The organism is Rothia endophytica, from assembly GCF_928381505.1.
GTDB classification, from domain to species: Bacteria; Actinomycetota; Actinomycetes; order Actinomycetales; family Micrococcaceae; genus Rothia; species Rothia endophytica_A.
Window position 1 is genome coordinate 24133 of sequence record NZ_CAKMSJ010000004.1, and the last position, 20505, is coordinate 44637.

Here is a 20505-nt window from a genome sequence, read left to right on the forward strand (position 1 = left end):
GAGTAACAGGTTAGGCTGGCGAGCCGACCAGTCTTCCCGGCACACCTAGATATGTCAGCTTACCAAACCTGGAGGGGGAGGTGTTAAGTTATTTTTGCGCCGCCTGCTCCATCATGTGAGAAATAATGCGGGAACTATTTCATACCCTGGTTGGATACGAAGTGCCATCTGGGAAACTAGAATAGAGCAAGTACCACCTTCCCCAGCCCAGAACGAGGATTTTATGAGCCACCAGAACGTCACCTCCGCCGCTGAGGATCCACAGTGGCTGAACGAGGAAGAACGCGAAGGGTGGCTTTTCCTCTCATCCATTATGTTCAACCTGCCGGGTCAGCTTGAAAGCCAGCTGCAGGCGGATTCTGGGCTCAGTTTCGTGGAGTACATGGTGCTCGCTATGCTCTCTGAATCTCCGCAGCATAAACTCACCATGACCGAACTTGCTCGCCAGACCAACACTTTGCTGCCCCGCCTCTCTCGTGTGGTAACCCGCCTAGAAAAAGACGGTTTTGTGGAGCGCAGCGTGTGGAAGAAGGACCGCCGAGTTTCAATCTGTCACCTGCTCCCTGAAGGTCGCATCAAAGTACACGAGGCTGCACCCGGTCACGTTGCCGCTGTGCGTCAGCTTATTTTTGACCGTCTACAGAACCGTCAGATTACTGCCTTGGCTAAAATCGGTGAGGCTGTACTGGGGGACAAGCCCAGCTCGGTCATAAACCTAGAAAACGTTCAGCCTTTGGACTAGATGAGCTCCTCCTGTGGGCTGCTCGTGCAGTCTGCCCCAAACCTAAAGTTCTAGAACCCCTGACGGTCAGCCGTCGGGGGTTTCTTATTCCACAGCCCTTATCCACACTGAGAGTCTGCATTTGGGGTGTATAGTTCACCGGAATCTGGGGAAGTCTGCGAGGTTAAAGAAAAGTTTTCCCCAGCTGTGGATAAGACTGTGAACAATATCCACTTAAAGTGGGGAAAAGGCTGCCTAGGTGTGGGTAAGAAGCCTCAACGATGTAAATATGAGGGGGAAAACTAATGAGGTACCCTGGTTATCCACAGGTCTTATCCACACAGTGGAAAACTTACACCGGTGTCATTTTCGAATATCAGCCGTGTATTTTTGAAGCAGAACTTCCGTTCCTGCCGCTTATCACCGGCAGAAGCTCGAATCTGACCGAACATCGCATTAATTTAATTCGAATATCCCCAGATTTATCCCCACCTGTGGATAACTTTTTGGAGCTTAAGTGGAAAGGTGTGGAGTAAGTCAGGTTGAAGGGGACCTCAGCTTCGAGCGAGCCCTCGTGGGCGGTCTTTAGAACCCACATGCTGCACCCTGTTAGCTGACCGCTGAACAGGTGTCTTTGCGCGTAAAGTCCCGTGACCGACCCCACCCAAAGTGTGTAGAGTTGACAGCAGAAAGACCCAACGCTGGGTCTTACAACGAAAGGAACACCCCTCATGGCAGACAAGTACGTTCTCCCTGAACTCTCCTACGACTACGCAGCCCTTGAGCCCCACATCTCGGCTCGCATCATGGAGCTGCACCATTCGAAGCACCACGCAACCTACGTAGGTGGCGCAAACACCGCTCTTGAAAAGATGGAAGAAGCCCGCGAAAAGGGCGACTTCGCCAACATCGGCAAGCTTTCCAAGGATCTCGCCTTCAACCTGGGTGGTCACACCAACCACTCCGTCTTCTGGGAAAACCTTTCCCCCGAGGGTGGCGACAAGCCCGAAGGTGAACTGGCAGCAGCAATCGATGATAACTTCGGTTCATTCGACGCCTTCCGCGCTCACTTTGAAAACGTAGCACTGACTATTCAGGGTTCCGGCTGGGCAATCCTGGCGTGGGACACTGTAGGTAAGCGCCTCGTTATCGAGCAGCTCTACGATCAGCAGGGCAACATCTCCGTAGCTCTGATTCCCGTTCTGCAGCTGGATATGTGGGAGCACGCCTTCTACCTGGACTACCAGAACGTCAAGGGTGACTATGTCAAGGCCTTCTGGAATATTGTTAACTGGGCAGACGTTGCAGCTCGCTTCGATCGTGCAGTATCACAGACCAAGGGTCTCATCATTCCCGAGGCATAAACCCTCAGGAACACTAAAGGACGCTGGTCCCCGCACCTTCCATCTGGGAGGGCGGGGGCCAGCGTCCTTTTTGATGTTCAGACTATTTAGGAGCCGGGGCGAACGGGAGTAGCCTCAGCCGTTGCCTTCTTCTGCTGGTTCACAGTGCTACCACGCTTCGGGTAGTAATCATCGCCTAGCAGGGACTTAAGATCTGACATCTCCTTTTGAACAGCCTCCAGAGTGACGATGGAACCTACCCAGCTACTCGGTGCAGGAACTTCGTCTTGGAGACTGTTGTAGAGTTCAGAAGCCTCCATGTAAACGGCTTCACGTTCAGCCGTACGGGTGGTGTCATCAGCGGGGACAACCCAAGAACGGGCGTCCTCGACAGCTTTCACCTGCTCCTCGATACTGGCAGAAATAGTGCAGTCAGTGCTCTTAGAATACAGGCCGAGACCCTCGTTGGCGGCATCCTGTTGGGCCTGAGAAATTTCGGGGTAGAACTCGTCCCTTGAGGTAGCAAAGGTAGTGGAGATCAGACCGGAACGAGCCATGTCAGCATTGATAAAAGTTTCACCGGCGTACACAGCGGCCTCAACGTAACCGGTTCCTCCGCGCTGCCCCTCATCAAAATTGAGAGTGACTTCAGCGCCTTCAGGTAGCTTCTCGGCAAGTTTGCTGGTGGATTCCTCGACCAGGCAGGTGTTAGAGAGTGCTACCCCGTGGGTTGAGGGAGCGGCCGTGTTGATGAGACGTACAGGCTTCTGCACGCCCTCTATCTGGGCTGTAAAGGTATTGCCGGTTTCTACTGAAACTACCGTGGCGCTCATGCCGTCCTGGTAGTTAATGGACGGCGAAGGGGCCTCAGGTTCGTTGCTACCAGAACCGCAGGCGGTGAGAGCGAGCAGGGCGACGGCTGCTAGGTGAGCAAAACGCTTCACTTATTCCTCCTGATTTTGGGCGTGGTAGGCGGCCTCGCGGTACATGCCCAGCGGGCCCTGATCGGCGAAAGCGCGTGAGTGGTCGTAACGGTAGAGACGCGGTGGGCGGTGGCGGGTGCCCTCCACGCGCTTGCCGGTATCAATAATGGACTTGGATGCCGCGATTTGACGGCGGAAGTTTGCGGGGTCAAGCGGGCGGGCAAGAATAGCCTCGTAGACCTCACGCAACTGAGCCAGGGTGAACTCTTCACCCAAGAAGGAGTGGGCGATACGTGAGTATTCCACCTTGTTCTGCAGGCGGTAGCGGGCGTACTCAATGATTTCGTTGTGGTCGAATGCGAGCACGGGTAGCTCGTCGATGGGGAACCATTTAATGTTTGCGTGGACGCGGGTGCGGTTGACCTCGGTCTGGGGAATCGAAGCCCAGTAAATCACTGATACGACGCGCTCGTGGGTGTCTTCTTCAGCCGGGATGGGCAGGGAGCCACCCTCACGCATGACCTTGTAATCGGGGGTGCGGTGAACGTCGCCAAAAGCGTAGAGCTGCTCAAGATAGCCGGGTACCAGACCGGTGGCACGCTTGAGGGTGGAACCTGCAGCTTCTTCTAGAGAAAGGGTGGGCAAGAGGGGGCCGCCGGGTAGCGCCCACTGGCCTTTATAGGGCTCCCGCAGACGGCGTACTAGGGGTAGCCACAGGGAATGATGCTGCTGGCCCTCTTTGCGGCGCAACGCCAGAATGACCGTGGAGACAGCCAGCGAAACGGACGCGTGGTCGGCTTCAAGGTGCTCATCGTGCGCTGTGTGAGAGGTTGAGTCAGGCAAAGTCATGGGGCTCCCCGGTGCTATAACAAAAGTTAGAGTCAGTTCATAAAAAAGGTGGGCACCTCCCATTGTAGTTAATTCAACTGCAAAGGGAGGTGCCCACAGGCTATAGGGTGCGCCACTGACCGGTTTTAGTCGACTTTCAGTTCGCCCATCTCGTCCCAATCGTCACCATCGATTTGGCGGGAAATAATCTTGGGGGTAGCGGTCAGCCAGGGGCGCAGGGTCTCCATGCCCTTGGCGAAGTGATCGGAGTTCACGTGCGCTTCAGCTGCGTCGTCCTCGAAAGCTTCAACGAGCACAACCTCATTGGGGTTTTCAACGCTCAGTGACCATTCGTACCACTTGTTACCGGGCTCAGCGCGGGTGGCTTCGGTGAACTCGCGGGCGGCAGCTAGAAAGCCTTCGCGGTCGCCGTCTTTAACCTGAAATTTCACAACAATAAAAATCATGGGGTGCTCCTTCTCGTGAGATTATCTGTCCATCTCATCCTAGGCAGGCGGTGCCCAGCGTGAACAGGGATTAAGTTATCAGCGTTAACCTAATAGATTGGTGGAAAGAGCCACCAGCAAGAAAGCGCAGTCATGAACCTAGAGCACACCTACGCCAGTAGCTTCCCCGAGCTTGCCACACCAGCTGTGCCTGAGATCCCCGCTGCGACTACGGTGCTTTGGATTAATGAAGACTTAGCGGCCGAACTGGAGCTGGACGCCACCTGGCTAGCGGGTGCAGATGGCCTACGCTGGCTGACCGGTGGTGACGAAAAAACTACGGCTCTCGCTTATTCTGGCCACCAATTCGGGCACCTCTCCCCGGTGCTTGGCGATGGCCGCGCCCATCTGATCGGTGAACTCCCCACATCCGAAAAACGGGTAGATATCCATCTCAAAGGCAGTGGGATCACCCCCTACTCTCGCCCCGGATCAGACGGTAAAGCACCTCTCTCAGCGGTCTGGCGAGAAGCTGTAATCGGCGAGGCCCTGCACGCCCTGGGTGTACCTACTAGCCGAGCACTGGCCGTCCTAGAAACCGGCGAAACAGTGCGTCGGCGCTCACCCCTACCCGAGCCCGCCGGCATCCTGGTGCGTGTAGCAGACAGCCACCTGCGAGTCGGCACCTTTCAGTACGCCCACATGAATGTAGGCTCTGACCAGCGTATAGAGCTGGCTGGCTATGCTTTATCTCGCCATTACCCGCAGGTGAACCCCGGTGATAACCCGGCGCTGATCCTGCTGAGATTAGTGGCTGAGCACCAGGCTCACCTAGTAGCCCAGTGGATGGGTCTGGGGTTTGTGCACGGCGTGCTTAATACCGACAACGTGAGCATTAGCGGCCAGGCCATCGACTTCGGCCCCTGCGCTTTTATTGACGGTTTCTCGGACGAGGCGGTCTTTAGTTCCATTGATCGGGGCGGCCGCTACGCCTACCGCAACCAGCCCGGGATCACCCAGTGGAACCTGGCACGCTTTGCCGAAAGCCTGCTAGACCTCATTGACCCTGAGCAACCCGACCGTGCCGTCCACCTGGCAACTGACCTGCTGGAACATTTTGAAGAAACCTACGAGGATGCCCGCACCAGAGTTTTTGCCGCCAAGCTAGGTATTGCGGTAGAGGGTGCTGCTGGTGCCCCTTATGAACGGCTGGTCGCCTTTATCGACCGCACCTTAGACATGCTAGACGAGCACACCCTGGACTTCACCGGCTTCTTTAGGGCGCTGACGGATACCCCCGATCACCTAGTGGAGCTACTGCCAAACTCAGAGACGCTGAAAAGCTGGCTGGCTGACCTTGCCACCCTGCGCCAAGACACCGGCACAGCCCCGGGTCGTGCCGAGGAGCTCATGCAGGGTGCTAACCCCGTATATATTCCGCGCAATCTGCACCTAGAAGCTGCCCTGCGGGCGGTGGAAAGCGGCGACACTGCCCCGATACTGCGCCTACTGGGGGCGGTGCGTCAGCCCTTCACACGCCATTCAGGGCTAGAAGATCTAGAGACCGCGCCAGCCCGTTCCCGCTTCTTCACCAGTTTCTGCGGCACCTAAAGCAATTACCGGGCAAGAGGTTTTGGTGTTTGGCTGGCAACCGGTGTAACGCAAATGTTAATTATTGAAATAATTGCCCCCTGGGTGCACTGGGCTTAAAATTGTGTGTAGGGTCACAAATGAAGCCCCAAGCGCAGACACTGTTCCGAGGAGAACACCATGAAAGCCCTCGTCTACCACGGCCCCGGCAAGCGCAGCTGGGAAGAGGTTCCCGCACCCCAGCTCATTGACCCCACCGACGTCATTGCCCGCGTGGACACCACCACCATCTGCGGTACCGACCTGCACATCCTCAAGGGCGACGTGCCCGAGGTTGAAGCCGGCAGAATCTTGGGTCACGAAGCAATCGGCACCATCACCGAGGTTGGCTCCGCCGTCACCGACCTCAAGGTGGGCGACCGCATCATCATTCCCGCAGTCTCAAGCTGTGGCAAGTGCTCCTACTGTAAGGCAAACCAGCAGTCCCACTGCCAGTCCAACCCCGGCGGTATCGGCTGGATTTTCGGCTACATGATCGACGGTACCCAGGCGGAGTACGTGCGCGTGCCCTTCGCTGAGACCTCCGTGCACGTTGTTCCTGATGGGTTGGATGATGAAGAAGTCCTCTTCCTGACCGACGCCCTGCCCACCGGTTTTGAAATTGGTATTCTCAACGGCAACACCAAGCCCGGCGACACCGTTGCAGTCATCGGCGCAGGCCCCGTGGGTCTGGGTGCCATTATGACCGCTAACCTCTGTGGTGCTGGTCGCGTGATTACCGTTGATATGGACGAGAACCGTATGGACAAGGCGCTCGAACTGGGTGCCACCGACAAGGTCAATGCGTCAGACCCCGACTTCCTTGAAAAGATCAAGGCTCTGTCTAACGACGGCCTGGGCGTAGATGTAGCTATCGAGGCCGTGGGTGTTCCTCAGACCTTCGATACCTGCCTGAAGATTGTTCGCCCCTACGGCACCGTTGCCAACGCCGGTGTCCACGGCAAGCCGGTCGAGCTGCCCCTGAACACCATGTGGATCTCCAATGTCAGCATCAATATGGGCCTGGTCAACTGCAACACCGTGGGCAACCTGCTGAACATGGTGAAGTCCGGACGCCTGGACGCCAAAAAGATGGCAACCCACTACTTCACCTTTGATCAGTTTGAAGAGGCCTACGACCTCTTTGCCAACGCCGCCGAACATCAGGCAGTCAAGGTGGTTATTCGCCGCGAGGCCTAGCCCCGCCGTCCTTTCATAAGAACATGCGCGAGAGGTGAGGTAGCGTCGATTTTTAGGGAATTTTCGACAACAGCTCACCTCTCGCGCATGTGTTTAAGAGATAGGCTCACCCAGCAGAGCAGAAAACCCGCAATCATGGTCAGCACAATGACGCCGCCGGTCGGCAGGTTAAAAGCCCAAGAAAGATACAGCCCCACCACCGAGCAAACCACCCCAAACATCGGAGCGAAAGCCATCATGCGCGGCAGGGTGGAACACAGTAACCGAGCGGCAGAAGCCGGTATCACCAGCAAGGCCAGAACCAGCACGTTACCCAAAGTTTGCAGGGAAATTACCACCGAAACGGTCACCGTAACGTATAGCAGGACATCCAATGCCAGTACCGGCAGGCCGCAGGCGCGGGCACTCTCACGGTCTAGGCTCACCGCCACCAGCTCCTTATGAAAGAGCCCCAGCACCAGCAGGATGACGGCGGCAAACCCAGCCGCCTGCGCTACGTCCGCACCAGAAATACCCACGATAGACCCAAAGAGGAAATCCTGCACCGACCCCGAATAACCCGGTGCCAGCGACACAATGGTGATGCCCAGAGCGAAGGACCCAGCAAAGAAAATGCCGATGACCGAGTCCTCCTTGAGCTTGCGATTCTGACTAAAAACCGCAACTAAGACCGCAGTAATAATACCTGCGACCAGGCCACCAAAAACCAGGGAGCCACCCAAGACAAAGGCCACCGCCAGGCCGGGGAAAACAGAATGTGCTACCGCGTCCCCAATAAACACCATGCCTCGCAGCACCACATGGCAGCCCACTACCCCGGTTACCAGGGAAGCAAGTACCACCGCTGCTAGAGCACGGACTAGAAAAGTTAAATTGGGGTTGGTGAGATCGGTGAGAAAATCCAGGGGAGTAATCATGAGCGCTCGTGGTGGGTGTGAAGGAATCGGTGCAGGCCCTCAAGGGTCAAGGTATCGGTAGGGGAATCGAGTGCCAGCCCGCCCCGAATACCCAGCACCCGGCTGCACTCTTCACGGGCTGCCAGCATGTCATGGGTAGACATCAGAATTGTCATGCCCTCCTTTGCCAGCTGCCGGTAAAGACGATTAAGGGACGCCTGGGTAGGGGCATCAACACCGGTGAAAGGTTCATCGAGTAGTAGCAGGGCAGGGTCTGATGCCAACGCCCGCGCCAGCAACACCCGTTGCTTCTGGCCGCCTGACAGCTCGCCGATAATGCGGTCTTTCAGATGGAGCAGCTCAGCGCGTTCTAAGGCAGTGAACACCTGTAACCAGTCCTCACGGGTAGGGCGGCGCAACCAGCCCAGCGTTTTCGCTTTACCATTCATCACCGCCCCGGTAACGGTGATAGGGAAATCCCATTGGAAAAGGTGCTTCTGCGGCACATACCCAATGGCTGACCGAGCCTGTCGGGGGGTAAACCCGTTGATGCTCACACAGCCGCTCTGGGCAGGAATAAGACCCAGGATGGCGCGCAAGAGGGTAGTTTTACCCGCCCCATTAGCACCGATGAGAGCAACAAACTCCCCCCGGTGCAGCTGGAAGTTCACATCGGTCAGTATGTCTCGGCCGGGGTAGCTGACGCAGAAATTTTTAACATCGAGGGTCACTTCACTCACTGTTTCTTCCCACGCCCCACGTGTTCAAGAGCTTCCTTTTGCGCCGTAGAACTACGGCGAACCGCTAAGAAAATGCCACCTGCCAGCACCGCTAGAACTAAACCAGCACCCACAAAGAGCAGCGGGCTTGCGCCCTGCCTATCAGCGTTTTGAACAGCGGAATCTGAAACCTCTGCAACCGCAGACTCTGTTGCAGCAGAATCTTCTGTTGCCACGTCAGGCTTGGCAGTATCAGCCGTACCTTCGGCCCTTGCCGAGGCCCCGGCGTCCTGCCCATCAAGAGCAGGAAGCGCTGCGGCCGCTTCAAAAACCTGCTGAGCATCGGTATGGTCGCCCACCGCGAACTGTAGCCGGGCAGTATCGGCAACCGAACTGCCATCGGCAAGTTCAGCATGCACCTTCACCGTCAGAAAATAGATACCGGGGGCAGTGAAAACCCAGTTAGCGTGGGTGTGGGTGTTCGGGTCCACCCAGATGTCTTGCGGATCAGTTGAATCAGAGCTCCACAGTACCTGGGGTGCTGAAAAATTGCCGTTCTCTAGATAAAGACTAAAGTTGCCGGGCCCCTCAACATCTTCGAGAGTGAAAGTGACACCGCGGCCCAGCCGTGAGACAACCTCAGGGTCTTGCGTGTTCCACCCCGGCCAAACCACCCCTGCCAGCTCAGTCTGCGGAATCACGTAGACCTCGCTGCCAGGATCAGCCTGCACAAAGGAATAGCGGGAATCATCGGGCACCGGCAGAAGCGCGGCATCGCTGGTAGCCAGCACCGTATCGGAAGGGTCACGCCAGACCGGTTGCGCGGCAGAATCATCGCGGAACATGAGTTCCCACCGCCCCTCTACAAAACGCGGGCCCATGTCTACGTGACCGGCTGAAATCTCATGCCGATCCGTTGAAATAAGCTCGTCCCCTGTAACGGTTTGTTCCAGGGCACGTTCTTCAGCGGTTTTAACATCCTCAGCGACGGCGGGTGCTAAAGGTGTCGCAAGGGTTAGTAACAGCGCCGCTAGAGTCATTGTTTTTTTAGGATTCATTGGTTTTCATTCCTCATTTAATTTCTTAAAACTCGCCCACCTAGTGACCTTTTGCTACTGGCCGCACTCTGCCACTGTCTGCGCATTACGTAACATCATGGCGGAGTAAGTGGGGGCCTGGGCATCCAGGGCATCGGAATACAGTTGGCAGACCTGCACCCCTGCTTCTTCACCGACCTGCTCTAGCACCGGCGTCCTGCTGAGTATTCCATTTTCGGTATATAAAGCTGTCACACCAGCATCTTCAATGGTTCTTCGCAGACGTTCACGCTGCTGAATACTCGGCTCAACACCCGGCCCCGGTGACACATAACCAGCTATAGTCAGCCCGTATTCACTAGCAAGGTAACGGTAACCATCATGGGTGGTAATCAGGTTGCGGGCAGTATCTGGTAACTGCCCGTAAACCTGGCGCAGCTCGGTATCGGTTCTAGCAAGCTCTGCCAGTAACGCCTCGGTATTTGCCCGGTAGTCCTTCGCCCCAGCAGGATCAGCACTGATGAGGGTATCGCGCATGAGTTGGGCAGCGGCCATCATATTGGGCGCAGAATGCCAAATGTGCGGGTCAATCTCGCCGTGGACATGCTTACCCAGCACAGCCTGCGCCAGCAGGTAAACCTGGCTGCCGGGTTTGCCCAGAAAACGGTACTGGCTACCAGCAGGGAGCTCTTGTAAGGTACGGCTGGGCACCGCTAAGACAGTGGATTCTGGGTCATAATAAGTGGGTTCACCATCGCCATCCGTGCGGATCGAAAGCTTGCCTTCGCCGAGCTGGGCGGTAAGATCTGCGTGCCCTGCCCCTAAGACCTGTGTGCTCTCACCTAACCGGGCAGCAAGCGGTGCGGGATCAATACCCACCGCGAAATGAACGGTGGTGGGTTTTACCCCCTGAAGCCGATCATCACTGCTAGGGGCTGCTGATATATCAAACTCATAAAAACCCGGCTGAGTAAAAGCCCAAGACAGGTGAGTATGTGCTTGTAGTGGCAGGTCGGTGCCACCTAGATCCCCGGTAGCCTCTGACGCGTCGTCCACCTGGTTGATTTCAGCCCCGCGTGCCGCTGAGTTAGCAACCATTTCCACAGCCCCGAAGGTGCCGGTGATAAAAGCGGATGCCTGACCCGGCCCGAGCACCCGAGAAACCTCAAAACGAACCTCCCCGCCCTGGGTGCTATCGACACCTTCAGTGCGCAAACCCAGCCAGAGTGAATCAAGCGAAGCGTCCTCAACAATGGGTATCAACTGCCCACCGTAACTCTCAATATTTTCAGCAACCGCTACTGATTGCGCACCTGCCGGTAGGTTAGCCTCAACAGTCTTCACCAGTTTCTGCCGTTCAAGCAGCAGCCCGTTGGTGAAGGCGACATCGGCATAAGCGACATCGCGAACATCACGCAGGGACGGCTCATAGGAATGTGGGTCAGCTCCCGGCGGCACCAGAGAACTCACCTGTGCCCGGCAGGCATCAGCTGCCGGGCAGGCTATAGCAGTCGCAAGGTTGGCAAGCACACCGGTGCTTGCCACGACTTGCAAGCCCTCCGGTTGTGCCGGGGTAGCGGCACAACCGGTCAGGGTAAGGGTGAGAGCTGCCACGGTAGCAGCCAGCCGGGGGCCTAGGGTCTTACGCAAGGCGGCGTTTACGTGCCAACAGCAGTAGGGTTGCACCCACGGCTAAGGTGGCAAGACCGCCTACCATAAAGACGCTGGTTGAAGAACCGGTGTAGGCAAGCCGCCCCTCAGCTGCTGCCTGCTGGGCTTCTTTGAGCTCGCCAGCAGGTAGGTTGCAGTCCTTACCCGAAGCGGTTTTACCTACGATACGCACCTGGGAACCATCAGGTTTAGTGACCAGCCCGGTAGCGATATCAACAGAACCCTTAGTGTCAGCACGCTTCTGCTGGTCTTGAGCAGGTGCGCCCGGCTGCTGATCGGCAGCTGAGCTACCGCCGTCCTGCTGTGCCGGGGCATCACCCACGGTGAAGCTCAGGGTGCCTTCTGCGACCTTAACCGAGCCGTCCTTCAGCGGCACCGACCACTCGATAGTGGCACTGTAGTTGCCGGCTTCGGTAAAGACCCAGTTGCCGTGCTGGTGAGTGTTCATGGGCACCTTGAAAGAATCCCCGGCGCTGTTAAAAACGGGTGTACCCGCTGCACCGAAGTTACCCGAAAGGAAGACCGAGAGTTTGCCCGGGCCACTAACACTTTTGAGAGTCATGGTGGCATCCCCGGCTGCTTCTGCAACGAGCTCAGGATTCTGGGTGTTCCACCCTAACCAGGGCACGCCACCTTGCTGGGTAGCTCCAATGAGGTAGACCTGGGTGCCTGCCGGTGCGATGTGCTCCATACCGGCAGGTAGTTTCATGGAGGCCTTGTCACCGAGTACAAAGTTGAGCGCACCGGTCTGCTTCCAGACGGCGGGGCTGGTGCGGTCGTCCTTCAGTTTGGCGGTCAACTGCCCGCCCGAGAGCACAGCCCCAAAATCGAAGTGCCCTTCAAGGGCGCGGTCGGCATTGGGGTTGGTGGCACGCTGAATGGTGAAGGACGCGGGGGTGTGGGCGGCGCGGTTGGCGGTGGTTTTCGCTTGGGCAGCTTTTACTACTTCTTCTGTGGCCAAGCACTGCTCAAGAGGGGCGGGTGCAGGGGCTTGCGGGGCTGCCAGGTTGTTCTTCTGCTGGGGTGCCGGAGCTATAGGGGCAGGTGGGGCCGCGGGTGCTTCTGCCTGATGGTCAGGCTGCTGGGAGGTAGAGCCCTGGGGTGCAGGGGTTTCGGAAGCTGGGGTATCTGGTGTCGGTGCCGCCACTTCTGCCTCGGGAGCAGGGTGTTCAGCATTTTCTGCGGCCGGAAGTGAAGTTTCTGCATTGGTCGGTGCCGGTGCGGGAGTTTTACTGGCGGATTCGCTGGGTGTCGCTGCTGAGGTGGGCGTTAGCGTGGGCTCAAGAGTGGGAAGAGCGCTAGGTTCTGGGGTGGCACTTGCGATGGGGGTTGCTTGAGGGCTTTCTTGAGGCAGCGCACCCACTACAAAGGTGTAGGTCTGGTCGGCTTGCACCTGTTCACCGGTTGCTAGGGTAGCGCTGGCGCGGAAGGTTAGCTCATAGGTGCCGGTGGCGGTAAAAGCCCAGTTGGCGTGTACGTGGGAGGCAACCGGCTGTACCAGGGGCGCTAACTTTTCATCTGAGCTGAAAACCCTGTTTACGCCGAAGGGTGAGGCTTGGAAGACTTCTATGCTGGCCCCCTGTGGGGTCTTTGTATCGAGCAGTTCAATGGTCACTGCATCATCTTTGAGAGCGCCGGGGCGGATGTCTTCGGTGTTCCAGCCGGGCCAGATAGCACCCTGCACCTGGGTCTGTGGTGCCAGCCAGATTTCTTGACCTGCGGGGGCAATAAACTCAAAGCCTCCGGGTGCAGCGACCCGGGTTTTTTCGTTATTTACTAGGTTGAAAATAGTGTTTGCTGGGTCAAGGTGGGTGCGCGGTGCACCGGGCAGGTCTGCGTAGGTGAACATGTCGAGCTTGTTGCCTTTGAGGGCGAAAGCTAGTGCGTCGGTATGTTCTTTGGTGAGCACAGTTTTTTGGGTGTTTTCGGTGAAGTTGCCGGGCTGGACGGCGGGTGCCGGCTGGTCGGCTAGTGCGGGGGAGGCGAGGGTGGGTGAGAGTGCCAGGGCACCGGTTGAGAGAAACTTGCTGCGCATGTGCGTCTTCCTCGTGCTGTATCTGTTGAAAGCGGGTGAGTTCTGGGGCGGTCACCCTTTTGGGCTCTATTTACAGACACTATATCTTTAATGATAATCATTATCAAAAAGTGTTGTATGCTCACCTCGCCAGGAAGGTGGTCATGCCCACCGCTCTCAATCACCCAGCCCCCGGGGCATCCCCGCCACCTGTTACGTTTGACTTTTTGGTATTGCTGGCGAAGCCCATTCATTGTTGAACAAATGGGTGTAATGTATGTCTATGACCTGGCGTTTGTTGCCTCTATGGCTTATCACTGCGCGCCCCTCGTTTTCAAGGAGACATCATGGCAGATGCCCTCGTAACCCCCAAGGACCAGCAGGCAGCAAAGGGACGCAGGACGGCGCTACTCGGCTCCCTCTTCCTCATGGCCACCAGCGCCATCGGCCCCGGTTTTATCACCCAAACCGGCCAGTTCACCTATACCCTAGGCGCGGCTTTTGCCTTCGCTATCTTAATTTCAATCCTCATTGATATCGCCGTGCAGCTCAATGTCTGGCGCATCATCGGTGTCTCAGGCATGAAAGCCCAAGAACTCGCTAACTCCGTGCTCCCTGGCCTGGGCATTTTCCTTGCCATCCTGGTGGCGCTGGGCGGGTTTGTCTTTAACGTGGGCAACGTTGCTGGTGGCGGTCTCGGTATGAACTCCATGCTGGGTATGGAGCCCAAAATTGGCGGCATCATCACCGCCCTGCTGGCTATTGGCGTCTTCATCTCAAAACGAGCGGGTGTGGCACTGGACCGCATCGTGGTAGCCCTGGGCGTCATCATGATTGCAGCGACCTTTTACGTCGCTATCGTCTCTAACCCTCCCGTGGGTGAGGCTCTCAAGCAGAGCGTCCTCCCCGAAGAGATTGACTTCACCGTGATCACCACCCTGGTCGGTGGCACCGTGGGCGGCTACATCACCTACGCGGGTGCCCATCGTATGCTGGACGCAGGCATCTCGGGCCCCGAGTACGTCAAGGATATCTCCCGTTCCTCGGTTACCGGCATCATCATCACCGGCATCATGCGCTTTTTGCTCTTTCTCGCCATCTTGGGTGTCGTGGCAACCGGTGTTCAGATGGACACCGAATCATCAATCGCAGGGCAAGCCTTCGGCATCGCCGCCGGTGAAGTAGGCACGCGCCTCTTTGGTCTTATCTTGTGGGGTGCAGCCATTTCCTCAGTTATCGGCGCCGCCTTTACCTCGGTATCCTTCCTCACCAGCTCAAAGACCAGCGTTGCTGTGAAAAACGGTCTGACCATCGGCTTCATCGTCGTATCAACCATCGTCTTCATCATTGCTGGTAAGGCACCGGCCACCCTGCTCATTGTGGCCGGCGCGGTCAACGGTCTCATTCTGCCCGTTGGTTTCGGTGTGCTGATGTTCGTAGCAACCTTCCTGGGCAAGAGCCTGCTCAAAGGCTACAAGTACCCACTGTGGCTGATTGTAATTGGCTGGGCATCCTGGCTACTCACCATCTACCTGGGCGTGATGTCCCTCAGCGGCATCGCCAAGCTCTGGGCAGGTTAGAAACTTTTTACCCCCTTAACCACGAGAGGGCATTACCGACGGTTTGCTAGAAAACCCGTTCATAATGCCCTCTCGCTTCGTGTTTTATTAGAGTCGTCCCGCGAAAAAGTCCCGCGATTCCCACAGGTACTCCCGCAGCTGCTTCTTCGCCTTTTCGCGGTCACCGCCCTCAACCAGCTCTAAAATCTTGGCGTTCTTCTCAATAAAAGAGGCATGGAAACCCGGCACGGTCACCTGCGAAAAGAAGAGCAGACGCATCTCAGCCAGCACGCTCTCCATAGCGCTACTGAGTCGAGCGGACCCCGCCGCGTCCACCAGGGCGCGGTGAAACTCCTGGTTGGAGGACGCCATGCCCAACACCGAACCACGCTCACGGGCCTGCCGCCCCTGGGTCAGAGCCGCCCTCGCCTCAGCAATCTCACCTACAGGTGCCACATCAATGGCGGCAGCCTGGATAGCCCAGCGCATCGTGAACATTTCCTTAATCTGCTCATTGCCTGGGGAGAGCACAAAAACCCCGCGATTGGGAATACGCTCCACCAGATTCTGCGCCTCAAGCACCATGAAGGCCTGACGCAGGGTGTTGCGGGAGACCTCCAGGACACCGGAAAGGTGCTGTTCGCCGAGTTTAGCGCCAGGAACCAGCACTCCATTATTCATGCCGGTACGCAAAACACTGGCAGCCCACTCGGTGGAGCGAGCATGCTCGGGGCGCTGCTGGGCTATTTGCTCTAGTGAAGGCACTGTTTCTAGGGCTGTGGTTTCGGGGTACATACCTGAAATATTACAGGTGCCTAGTTTGTGGGTGGGAGCCCGGCCGCTCACACCCAGAACCTAAAGACGCAGAAGAGGCTCCCCTGCAGATACACGTTGCCCGGTTTCCACCAGAATTTCGCTGACAGTGCCAGCGGTTTCAGCAAAGACAGGTACCTCGGTCTTCATGGCCTCCAGCAGAGCCACCTGCGCCCCAGCTTCTACCTCATCGCCCGCCTGAACGAGGTAACGCAGCACCGACCCGCTCATGGGAGCTGCCACGCTGACCTCGGTATCAGCCGTAGGGGCGGACGCCGCCCTGCCACCTGCACTACCCAGGGAGGCAAAGACGGTGTCTGGCACGCCAATCTGGTGAGGCTGGCCGTCGATTTCCATGGTGAAGCGGGTGAGCCCGGTGCCGGGGAAACTGGTAGCACCCACGGGCAGTAAGGGCTGGCGGTAGGCCTGCTGTTCACCGTCAAGACCGGGCAGGAACTCGTCCTCAATCCAAGTGGTGTACACCCCGAACTCTCCGCTCTGCGCGGTGAAAGCCTGTGCCTCAAGAACCTGGCGGTCAAAGGGAATCACGGTGGCTACCCCCGCGATATCCAGCTGTTTGAGGGCGAAACGCGCCCGTGCCAGTGCCTGCTCGCGGGTAGCCCCTGTAACAATCAGCTTAGCCAGCATGGAATCAAAATCGCCGCTCACCACAGAACCCGGTCGCACCCCGGCGTCCCAACGGATACCGGGGCCAGAGGGCACTGTAAGGGATGAGATGACGCCGGCGGCAGGCAAAAAGCCGCGGGCAGGATCCTCAGCATTGATGCGGAACTCAAAAGCATGGCCGGTGGGCTGCGGGGTCTCGGTGAGGGGTAGGGGCTCGCCGGCAGCAATGAGTAGTTGCAGGGCTACCAGGTCCACTCCGGTCACCTCTTCGGTCACGGGGTGCTCCACCTGAATGCGGGTATTGACCTCTAGGAAAGAGACGGTGCCGTCCACAGCAATCATGAACTCAGCCGTGCCCACACCAACATAGCCAGCTGCCCGGAAAATCTCAGCGGACGCCCGTTCGATGCTCTGCTGCTGCTCTTGGGTGATGAAAGGGGCGGGGGCTTCTTCCACCAGCTTCTGGTTGCGCCGCTGCAGGGAGCAGTCACGGGTGCCAACCACCACGACGTTGCCGTGGGTATCTGCCGCTACCTGGGCTTCAACATGGCGGGGGCGCTCTAGGAAGCGTTCGATGAAACACTCACCGTTGCCAAAGGCGGCAACCGCCTCGCGGGAGGCAGACTCAAATGCCCCCTCAACTTCATCTAATTCACGCACAATGCGCATGCCGCGCCCGCCACCGCCGTGGGCTGCCTTGATGATGGAGGGCAGGCCGTGTTCTTCGGCAAAAGCGCGAGCTTCTGCAGCGCTGGCAACCGGCCCGTCCGAGCCCGGTGCTAGCGGGGCGCCCACCGACTGAGCCAGTTCACGAGCCTTGACCTTATCGCCCAGTGCTTCGATGGTTTCGGGGGCGGGGCCCACCCAGGTGAGCCCGGCGTCCAGCACGGCGCGCGCAAAGGTGGCGTTTTCAGCCAGGAAGCCGTAGCCGGGGTGCACATCGGTGGCGCCAGATGCCAGGGCAATACCCATAATCTTCTCAATGTTCAGGTAGGTCTCGGCAGGTGTTAAACCCTCTAGTGCGTAGGCTTCGTCGGCCAGGGCAACGTGCAGAGCTTCGGCGTCTGTATCAGCGTAGATAGCCACCGAACCAATGCCTGCCTGGGCGCAGGCACCAATGATTCGCACGGCGATTTCGCCGCGGTTAGCAATGAGAACTTTACGCATGTTTCTGCACTTTCGTGATGGGGAGGGCAAGGGTCTGAGGTGTAATTTCGATGGGCTCTTGGGGCATCTCGGTGACGAAACGGATGAGGGTTTGCGGTGGTGACTGAGCGAGAAGCCGCAGGTCAGCCGGGTGCACCGTAGCGATGACGGGGTAGCCACCGGTCACTGGGTGGTCTGCAAGGAAGACCACCGGTTCACCGCTAGGGGGCACCTGAATGGCGCCGGGAACCATGCCTTCGCTGGGTAGCTCTCCCGTGATGGCGCGGGTCAGCGGGGTCTGGGTATCGGGGGTCTCGGCGGGTAGTAGACGCACACCGATACGATCGCTGGCCTCACTCACCTGCCAAGTGAGCTGGCCAAAGCGTGCCAGGGAATCGGCGGTAAACCAGTCATCACGAGGCCCCGGGATAACCCGAACCTCCAGTGTCTCACCCGCTGCGGGGAGGGGTAGAGACGGGGCAGGGTTGCCCACCACGCTGGTCGGCAGGGACGCCAGGTGCAACCGATCCCCGGCTGTGAGGGGGTCTGCGCCCAGGGACGCCAGGGTATCGCGGGAGCTACTGGCAGCTTCAACCGGGGCGGCAAACCCACCGCGCACCGCCAGGTAGACCCGCAAGCCCTGCTCAACGGGGGAGAGGGTCAGCTTCTGCCCGGCCTTCAGGGCAAAGGGGGCGTAGGTGCGGGCAACCAGCGGGATGAAAGGCTCGGGATCTTCTGCCTGTAGCCCAGCGTCCGGCTGGGCGCCCTCAGGCTGGGTGATCGTGGCGGTAACCTTGGCGCCGGTTAGAGCCAGCACGGTATCTTCTAGCGCGGTGAGACTTAGCCCGCCCGCCAGATTTTCGAGCACCGTAGCACCCGGTATATTACCGACCAGTCGGTTAGCCTCTTTGGCGGCGGCAGGGTCGGCAAAACCGGAGGGGGAGACACCCCAGTGGGTGAGACCCTTGCGGCCAGAGTCTTGAAAGAGGGTCAGCGCACCGGGTGAGTTGACGGTAAGCACCGGAGAAAGCGCAGTCTTGACCAGCGTGTCAGCGCTGGGAATGGCGCCCTGCTGTGGGCCTTGTTCGGATACCTGCACCAGTTCCCGGACTGCCCGGAACTGCACCTGCATGCCGGGTTCTAGCAGGGCAGGGGTTTCCCGGCACAGATCCCAGAGGGGTGCATCTGTATGTCCGATAAGTTGCCAGCCGCCGGGGGAGGTGCGGGGGTAAATACCTGAGAAGTCGCCGGCAAGACCCACTGAACCGGCGGGGACGGCGGTGCGCGGGGTGGTGCGGCGGGGCACGTCCAACACGTTGTCGTGGCGGTGCAGATAGAAGAAGCCCGGGGCGAACCCGGCAAAAGCTACTGACCAGTGCCCGGTGGTGTGGGCATAGACCACTGCCTCATGGCTAATGCCCAGCAGAGAAGCAACCTCGGCAACATCCTGGCCGTCATAGACCACATCGATGGTGGCGGTTTGCCCGTGGGTGCGTACATCGCCGCTGGTGGCGGGTAGGTCAGGGGTCGCCATGAAAGCGTCAGCTTGTTCAGCGGTGTTGAAGCGAACCAGTACGGTTTGGGCAGCAGGCACCAGTTCTATTTGCCCAGTGGCAGGGCGTTCGACCAGGTGGGCATGCACATGCAAGGCTGCTTCCAGGGTGGTGCAGTCGACCAGCACTGCGAGTGCGCCGAAGCGTTTAACCGCGCGGGACGTGTGGGAAACCGAGTGCATGCGCCCCCCCCTTGTGGTGTGCCGACTGTAAAGGAAAGCAACCCGAGTAAAACCACCCAAGATTGTTCAACAATTATTGCAGATGTGGCGGCGAGCACGCAAATGTGTGAACTATCGTCTACCCCAGAACTGTACGAAAGTATATGTGGCAAGCTCTAACGCCTCACTAGAGTCTTTAGTGAAGGCGCAAGAGAAAGAAAAGCGAGGTGCGCAATGAATGGTCTTAAACTTCACGGGATTAGCCGCAGCTTCGGTGACCACAAGGTGCTGCAGGATGTAGATTTCGGCGTCCGCCGCGGTGAAATTGTTGGTTTCATCGGTGGCAACGGCGCAGGTAAAACCACCACCATGCGACTCATTCTAGGAATGCTTAACCCCACCGGCGGGTATATCACCTGGGACGGGGAGCCTATCTCAACCGAGAACCGCAGGTCGATTGGTTACATGCCGGAAGAGCGGGGTCTGTACCCCCAGATGAGTGTCAAAGATCAGATTGTTCACTTTGCTCTACTTGAAGGGAAAACCCTGGGGCAGGCGAAGGAAAAAGCTGACGAACTTATCGCTACACTGGGCCTATCTGGTCGAGAGAAAACCCTCATCCAAGATTTGTCGCTAGGTAACCAACAGCGAGTTCAGCTAGCTGTTTCCCTGGTCGGTAACCCAGAACTACTGGTGCTTGATGAACCCTTCTCGGGGCTTGACCCCCTAGCTGTAGATACAATGGCTGGCCTTATCCAGCAACAGGCAGCTCAGGGCGTGGGCATCCTGTTTTCATCGCATCAGCTGGAGCTTGTTGAGCGCCTGTGCGACCGTGTCTGCGTACTTGATCGAGGCAGAGTGATGGCGGACGGTGCTGTCTCTGAGCTGCAAGATACTGATCAGACCCGGTGGCAACTAAAGTTTGATCGCCCGGCCGGAGAATTCGTTGCCGAACTATCGTTGGTCGCTTCCTTCCATATCGAATTCAAGATGAGCAACCAATCATCAGTTTTCATCACAGTTGATGGACGGGATGCAACCGTTCCCCAGGGCGTACTAGAAACTGCCACACGATTTGGAGGGCTGCGCAGTATTGAGCCTGTGCAACGGTCCTTGGGCGCACTCCTATCGCAGGATTTTATTTCGTCGGGTCGCGGTATCACCCCTGACCGTGAGGCAGAGCTTGAATCGGCAGGTCAGACACGATGAAAGCTAAAGG

At 57.9% G+C, this 20505-nt stretch carries 17 protein-coding genes; 6 read left to right on the forward strand and 11 right to left on the reverse strand.

What is annotated here, in order from left to right; all coding sequences use genetic code 11:
- The first annotated feature begins 223 nt into the window (after window positions 1-223).
- Window positions 224-742, forward strand: coding sequence for a MarR family winged helix-turn-helix transcriptional regulator (locus L6990_RS05800; RefSeq protein WP_237203135.1), 519 nt, complete (start codon window positions 224-226; stop codon window positions 740-742).
- A 710-nt stretch (window positions 743-1452) separates the two neighbouring features.
- Window positions 1453-2085: a superoxide dismutase gene (locus L6990_RS05805; RefSeq protein ID WP_237203136.1), complete on the forward strand. Its 633-nt coding sequence runs from the start codon at window positions 1453-1455 to the stop codon at window positions 2083-2085.
- Between the two features lie 86 nt (window positions 2086-2171).
- Here L6990_RS05805 and L6990_RS05810 read toward each other — a convergent pair whose 3' ends face one another.
- The 3 genes from L6990_RS05810 to L6990_RS05820 all read right to left on the reverse strand — a co-directional run bounded on the left by L6990_RS05810 (window position 2172) and on the right by L6990_RS05820 (window position 4282).
- The gene (locus tag L6990_RS05810; protein WP_237203137.1) at window positions 2172-3008 is read right to left on the reverse strand and encodes a thermonuclease family protein; all 837 of its coding nucleotides are present in this window, start codon (window positions 3006-3008) and stop codon (window positions 2172-2174) included.
- Window positions 3009-3836 (reverse strand): NUDIX hydrolase, encoded by an 828-nt coding sequence (locus L6990_RS05815; protein WP_237203138.1) that lies wholly within the window; start codon window positions 3834-3836, stop codon window positions 3009-3011. It lies immediately after the preceding gene.
- A gap of 125 nt (window positions 3837-3961) precedes the next feature.
- Window positions 3962-4282: a putative quinol monooxygenase gene (locus tag L6990_RS05820; RefSeq protein WP_237203139.1), complete on the reverse strand. Its 321-nt coding sequence runs from the start codon at window positions 4280-4282 to the stop codon at window positions 3962-3964.
- Between the two features lie 132 nt (window positions 4283-4414).
- On the opposite strand from L6990_RS05820, the gene L6990_RS05825 reads away from it, so the two are divergent.
- Together L6990_RS05825 and L6990_RS05830 are read left to right on the forward strand one after the other, a co-directional pair.
- Window positions 4415-5872, forward strand: coding sequence for a protein adenylyltransferase SelO (locus tag L6990_RS05825; RefSeq protein ID WP_237203140.1), 1458 nt, complete (start codon window positions 4415-4417; stop codon window positions 5870-5872).
- Between the two features lie 159 nt (window positions 5873-6031).
- Window positions 6032-7090 carry a zinc-dependent alcohol dehydrogenase family protein gene (locus L6990_RS05830; protein ID WP_237203141.1) on the forward strand — a complete coding sequence of 353 codons (1059 nt, stop codon included), beginning with the start codon at window positions 6032-6034 and terminating at the stop codon, window positions 7088-7090.
- A gap of 74 nt (window positions 7091-7164) precedes the next feature.
- Here L6990_RS05830 and L6990_RS05835 read toward each other — a convergent pair whose 3' ends face one another.
- Genes L6990_RS05835 through L6990_RS05855 form a run of 5 tightly spaced genes read right to left on the reverse strand, consistent with a single transcriptional unit; the run spans window position 7165 to window position 13448 of the window.
- Window positions 7165-8007 (reverse strand): anchored repeat-type ABC transporter permease subunit, encoded by an 843-nt coding sequence (locus L6990_RS05835; protein WP_237203142.1) that lies wholly within the window; start codon window positions 8005-8007, stop codon window positions 7165-7167.
- Window positions 8004-8717, reverse strand: coding sequence for a metal ABC transporter ATP-binding protein (locus tag L6990_RS05840; RefSeq protein WP_237203143.1), 714 nt, complete (start codon window positions 8715-8717; stop codon window positions 8004-8006). The genes L6990_RS05835 and L6990_RS05840 overlap by 4 nt, the downstream gene beginning before the upstream one ends.
- Before the next feature lie 5 nt (window positions 8718-8722).
- Window positions 8723-9763, reverse strand: a complete 1041-nt coding sequence (locus tag L6990_RS05845; protein ID WP_237203144.1) for a choice-of-anchor M domain-containing protein — start codon at window positions 9761-9763, stop codon at window positions 8723-8725.
- A 54-nt stretch (window positions 9764-9817) separates the two neighbouring features.
- Complete coding sequence (locus L6990_RS05850; protein ID WP_237203145.1) at window positions 9818-11392, reverse strand: anchored repeat ABC transporter, substrate-binding protein; 1575 nt, start codon at window positions 11390-11392, stop codon at window positions 9818-9820.
- The gene (locus L6990_RS05855) at window positions 11385-13448 is read right to left on the reverse strand and encodes a TIGR03773 family transporter-associated surface protein (RefSeq protein WP_237203146.1); all 2064 of its coding nucleotides are present in this window, start codon (window positions 13446-13448) and stop codon (window positions 11385-11387) included. Before L6990_RS05855 ends, L6990_RS05850 begins: the two co-directional genes overlap by 8 nt.
- 326 nt (window positions 13449-13774) lie before the next feature.
- Between L6990_RS05855 and L6990_RS05860 the strand changes: the two genes are divergently transcribed.
- A complete protein-coding gene (locus tag L6990_RS05860) occupies window positions 13775-15007 on the forward strand; it encodes an NRAMP family divalent metal transporter (RefSeq protein ID WP_237203147.1) in 1233 nt (410 codons plus the stop codon).
- Between the two features lie 87 nt (window positions 15008-15094).
- Here L6990_RS05860 and L6990_RS05865 read toward each other — a convergent pair whose 3' ends face one another.
- From L6990_RS05865 to L6990_RS05875, 3 genes are read right to left on the reverse strand one after another with little or no spacing between them, the layout of a single operon-like run.
- Window positions 15095-15781, reverse strand: a complete 687-nt coding sequence (locus L6990_RS05865) for a GntR family transcriptional regulator (protein ID WP_237203148.1) — start codon at window positions 15779-15781, stop codon at window positions 15095-15097.
- A gap of 60 nt (window positions 15782-15841) precedes the next feature.
- The gene (locus tag L6990_RS05870; protein ID WP_237203149.1) at window positions 15842-17593 is read right to left on the reverse strand and encodes an acetyl/propionyl/methylcrotonyl-CoA carboxylase subunit alpha; all 1752 of its coding nucleotides are present in this window, start codon (window positions 17591-17593) and stop codon (window positions 15842-15844) included.
- The gene (locus L6990_RS05875; protein WP_237203150.1) at window positions 17586-19307 is read right to left on the reverse strand and encodes an urea amidolyase family protein; all 1722 of its coding nucleotides are present in this window, start codon (window positions 19305-19307) and stop codon (window positions 17586-17588) included. The genes L6990_RS05870 and L6990_RS05875 overlap by 8 nt, the downstream gene beginning before the upstream one ends.
- Before the next feature lie 213 nt (window positions 19308-19520).
- On the opposite strand from L6990_RS05875, the gene L6990_RS05880 reads away from it, so the two are divergent.
- On the forward strand, window positions 19521-20495 hold the full coding sequence (locus tag L6990_RS05880; RefSeq protein WP_237203151.1) for an ABC transporter ATP-binding protein: 975 nt from the start codon (window positions 19521-19523) through the stop codon (window positions 20493-20495).
- The last annotated feature ends 10 nt before the right edge of the window (window positions 20496-20505 follow it).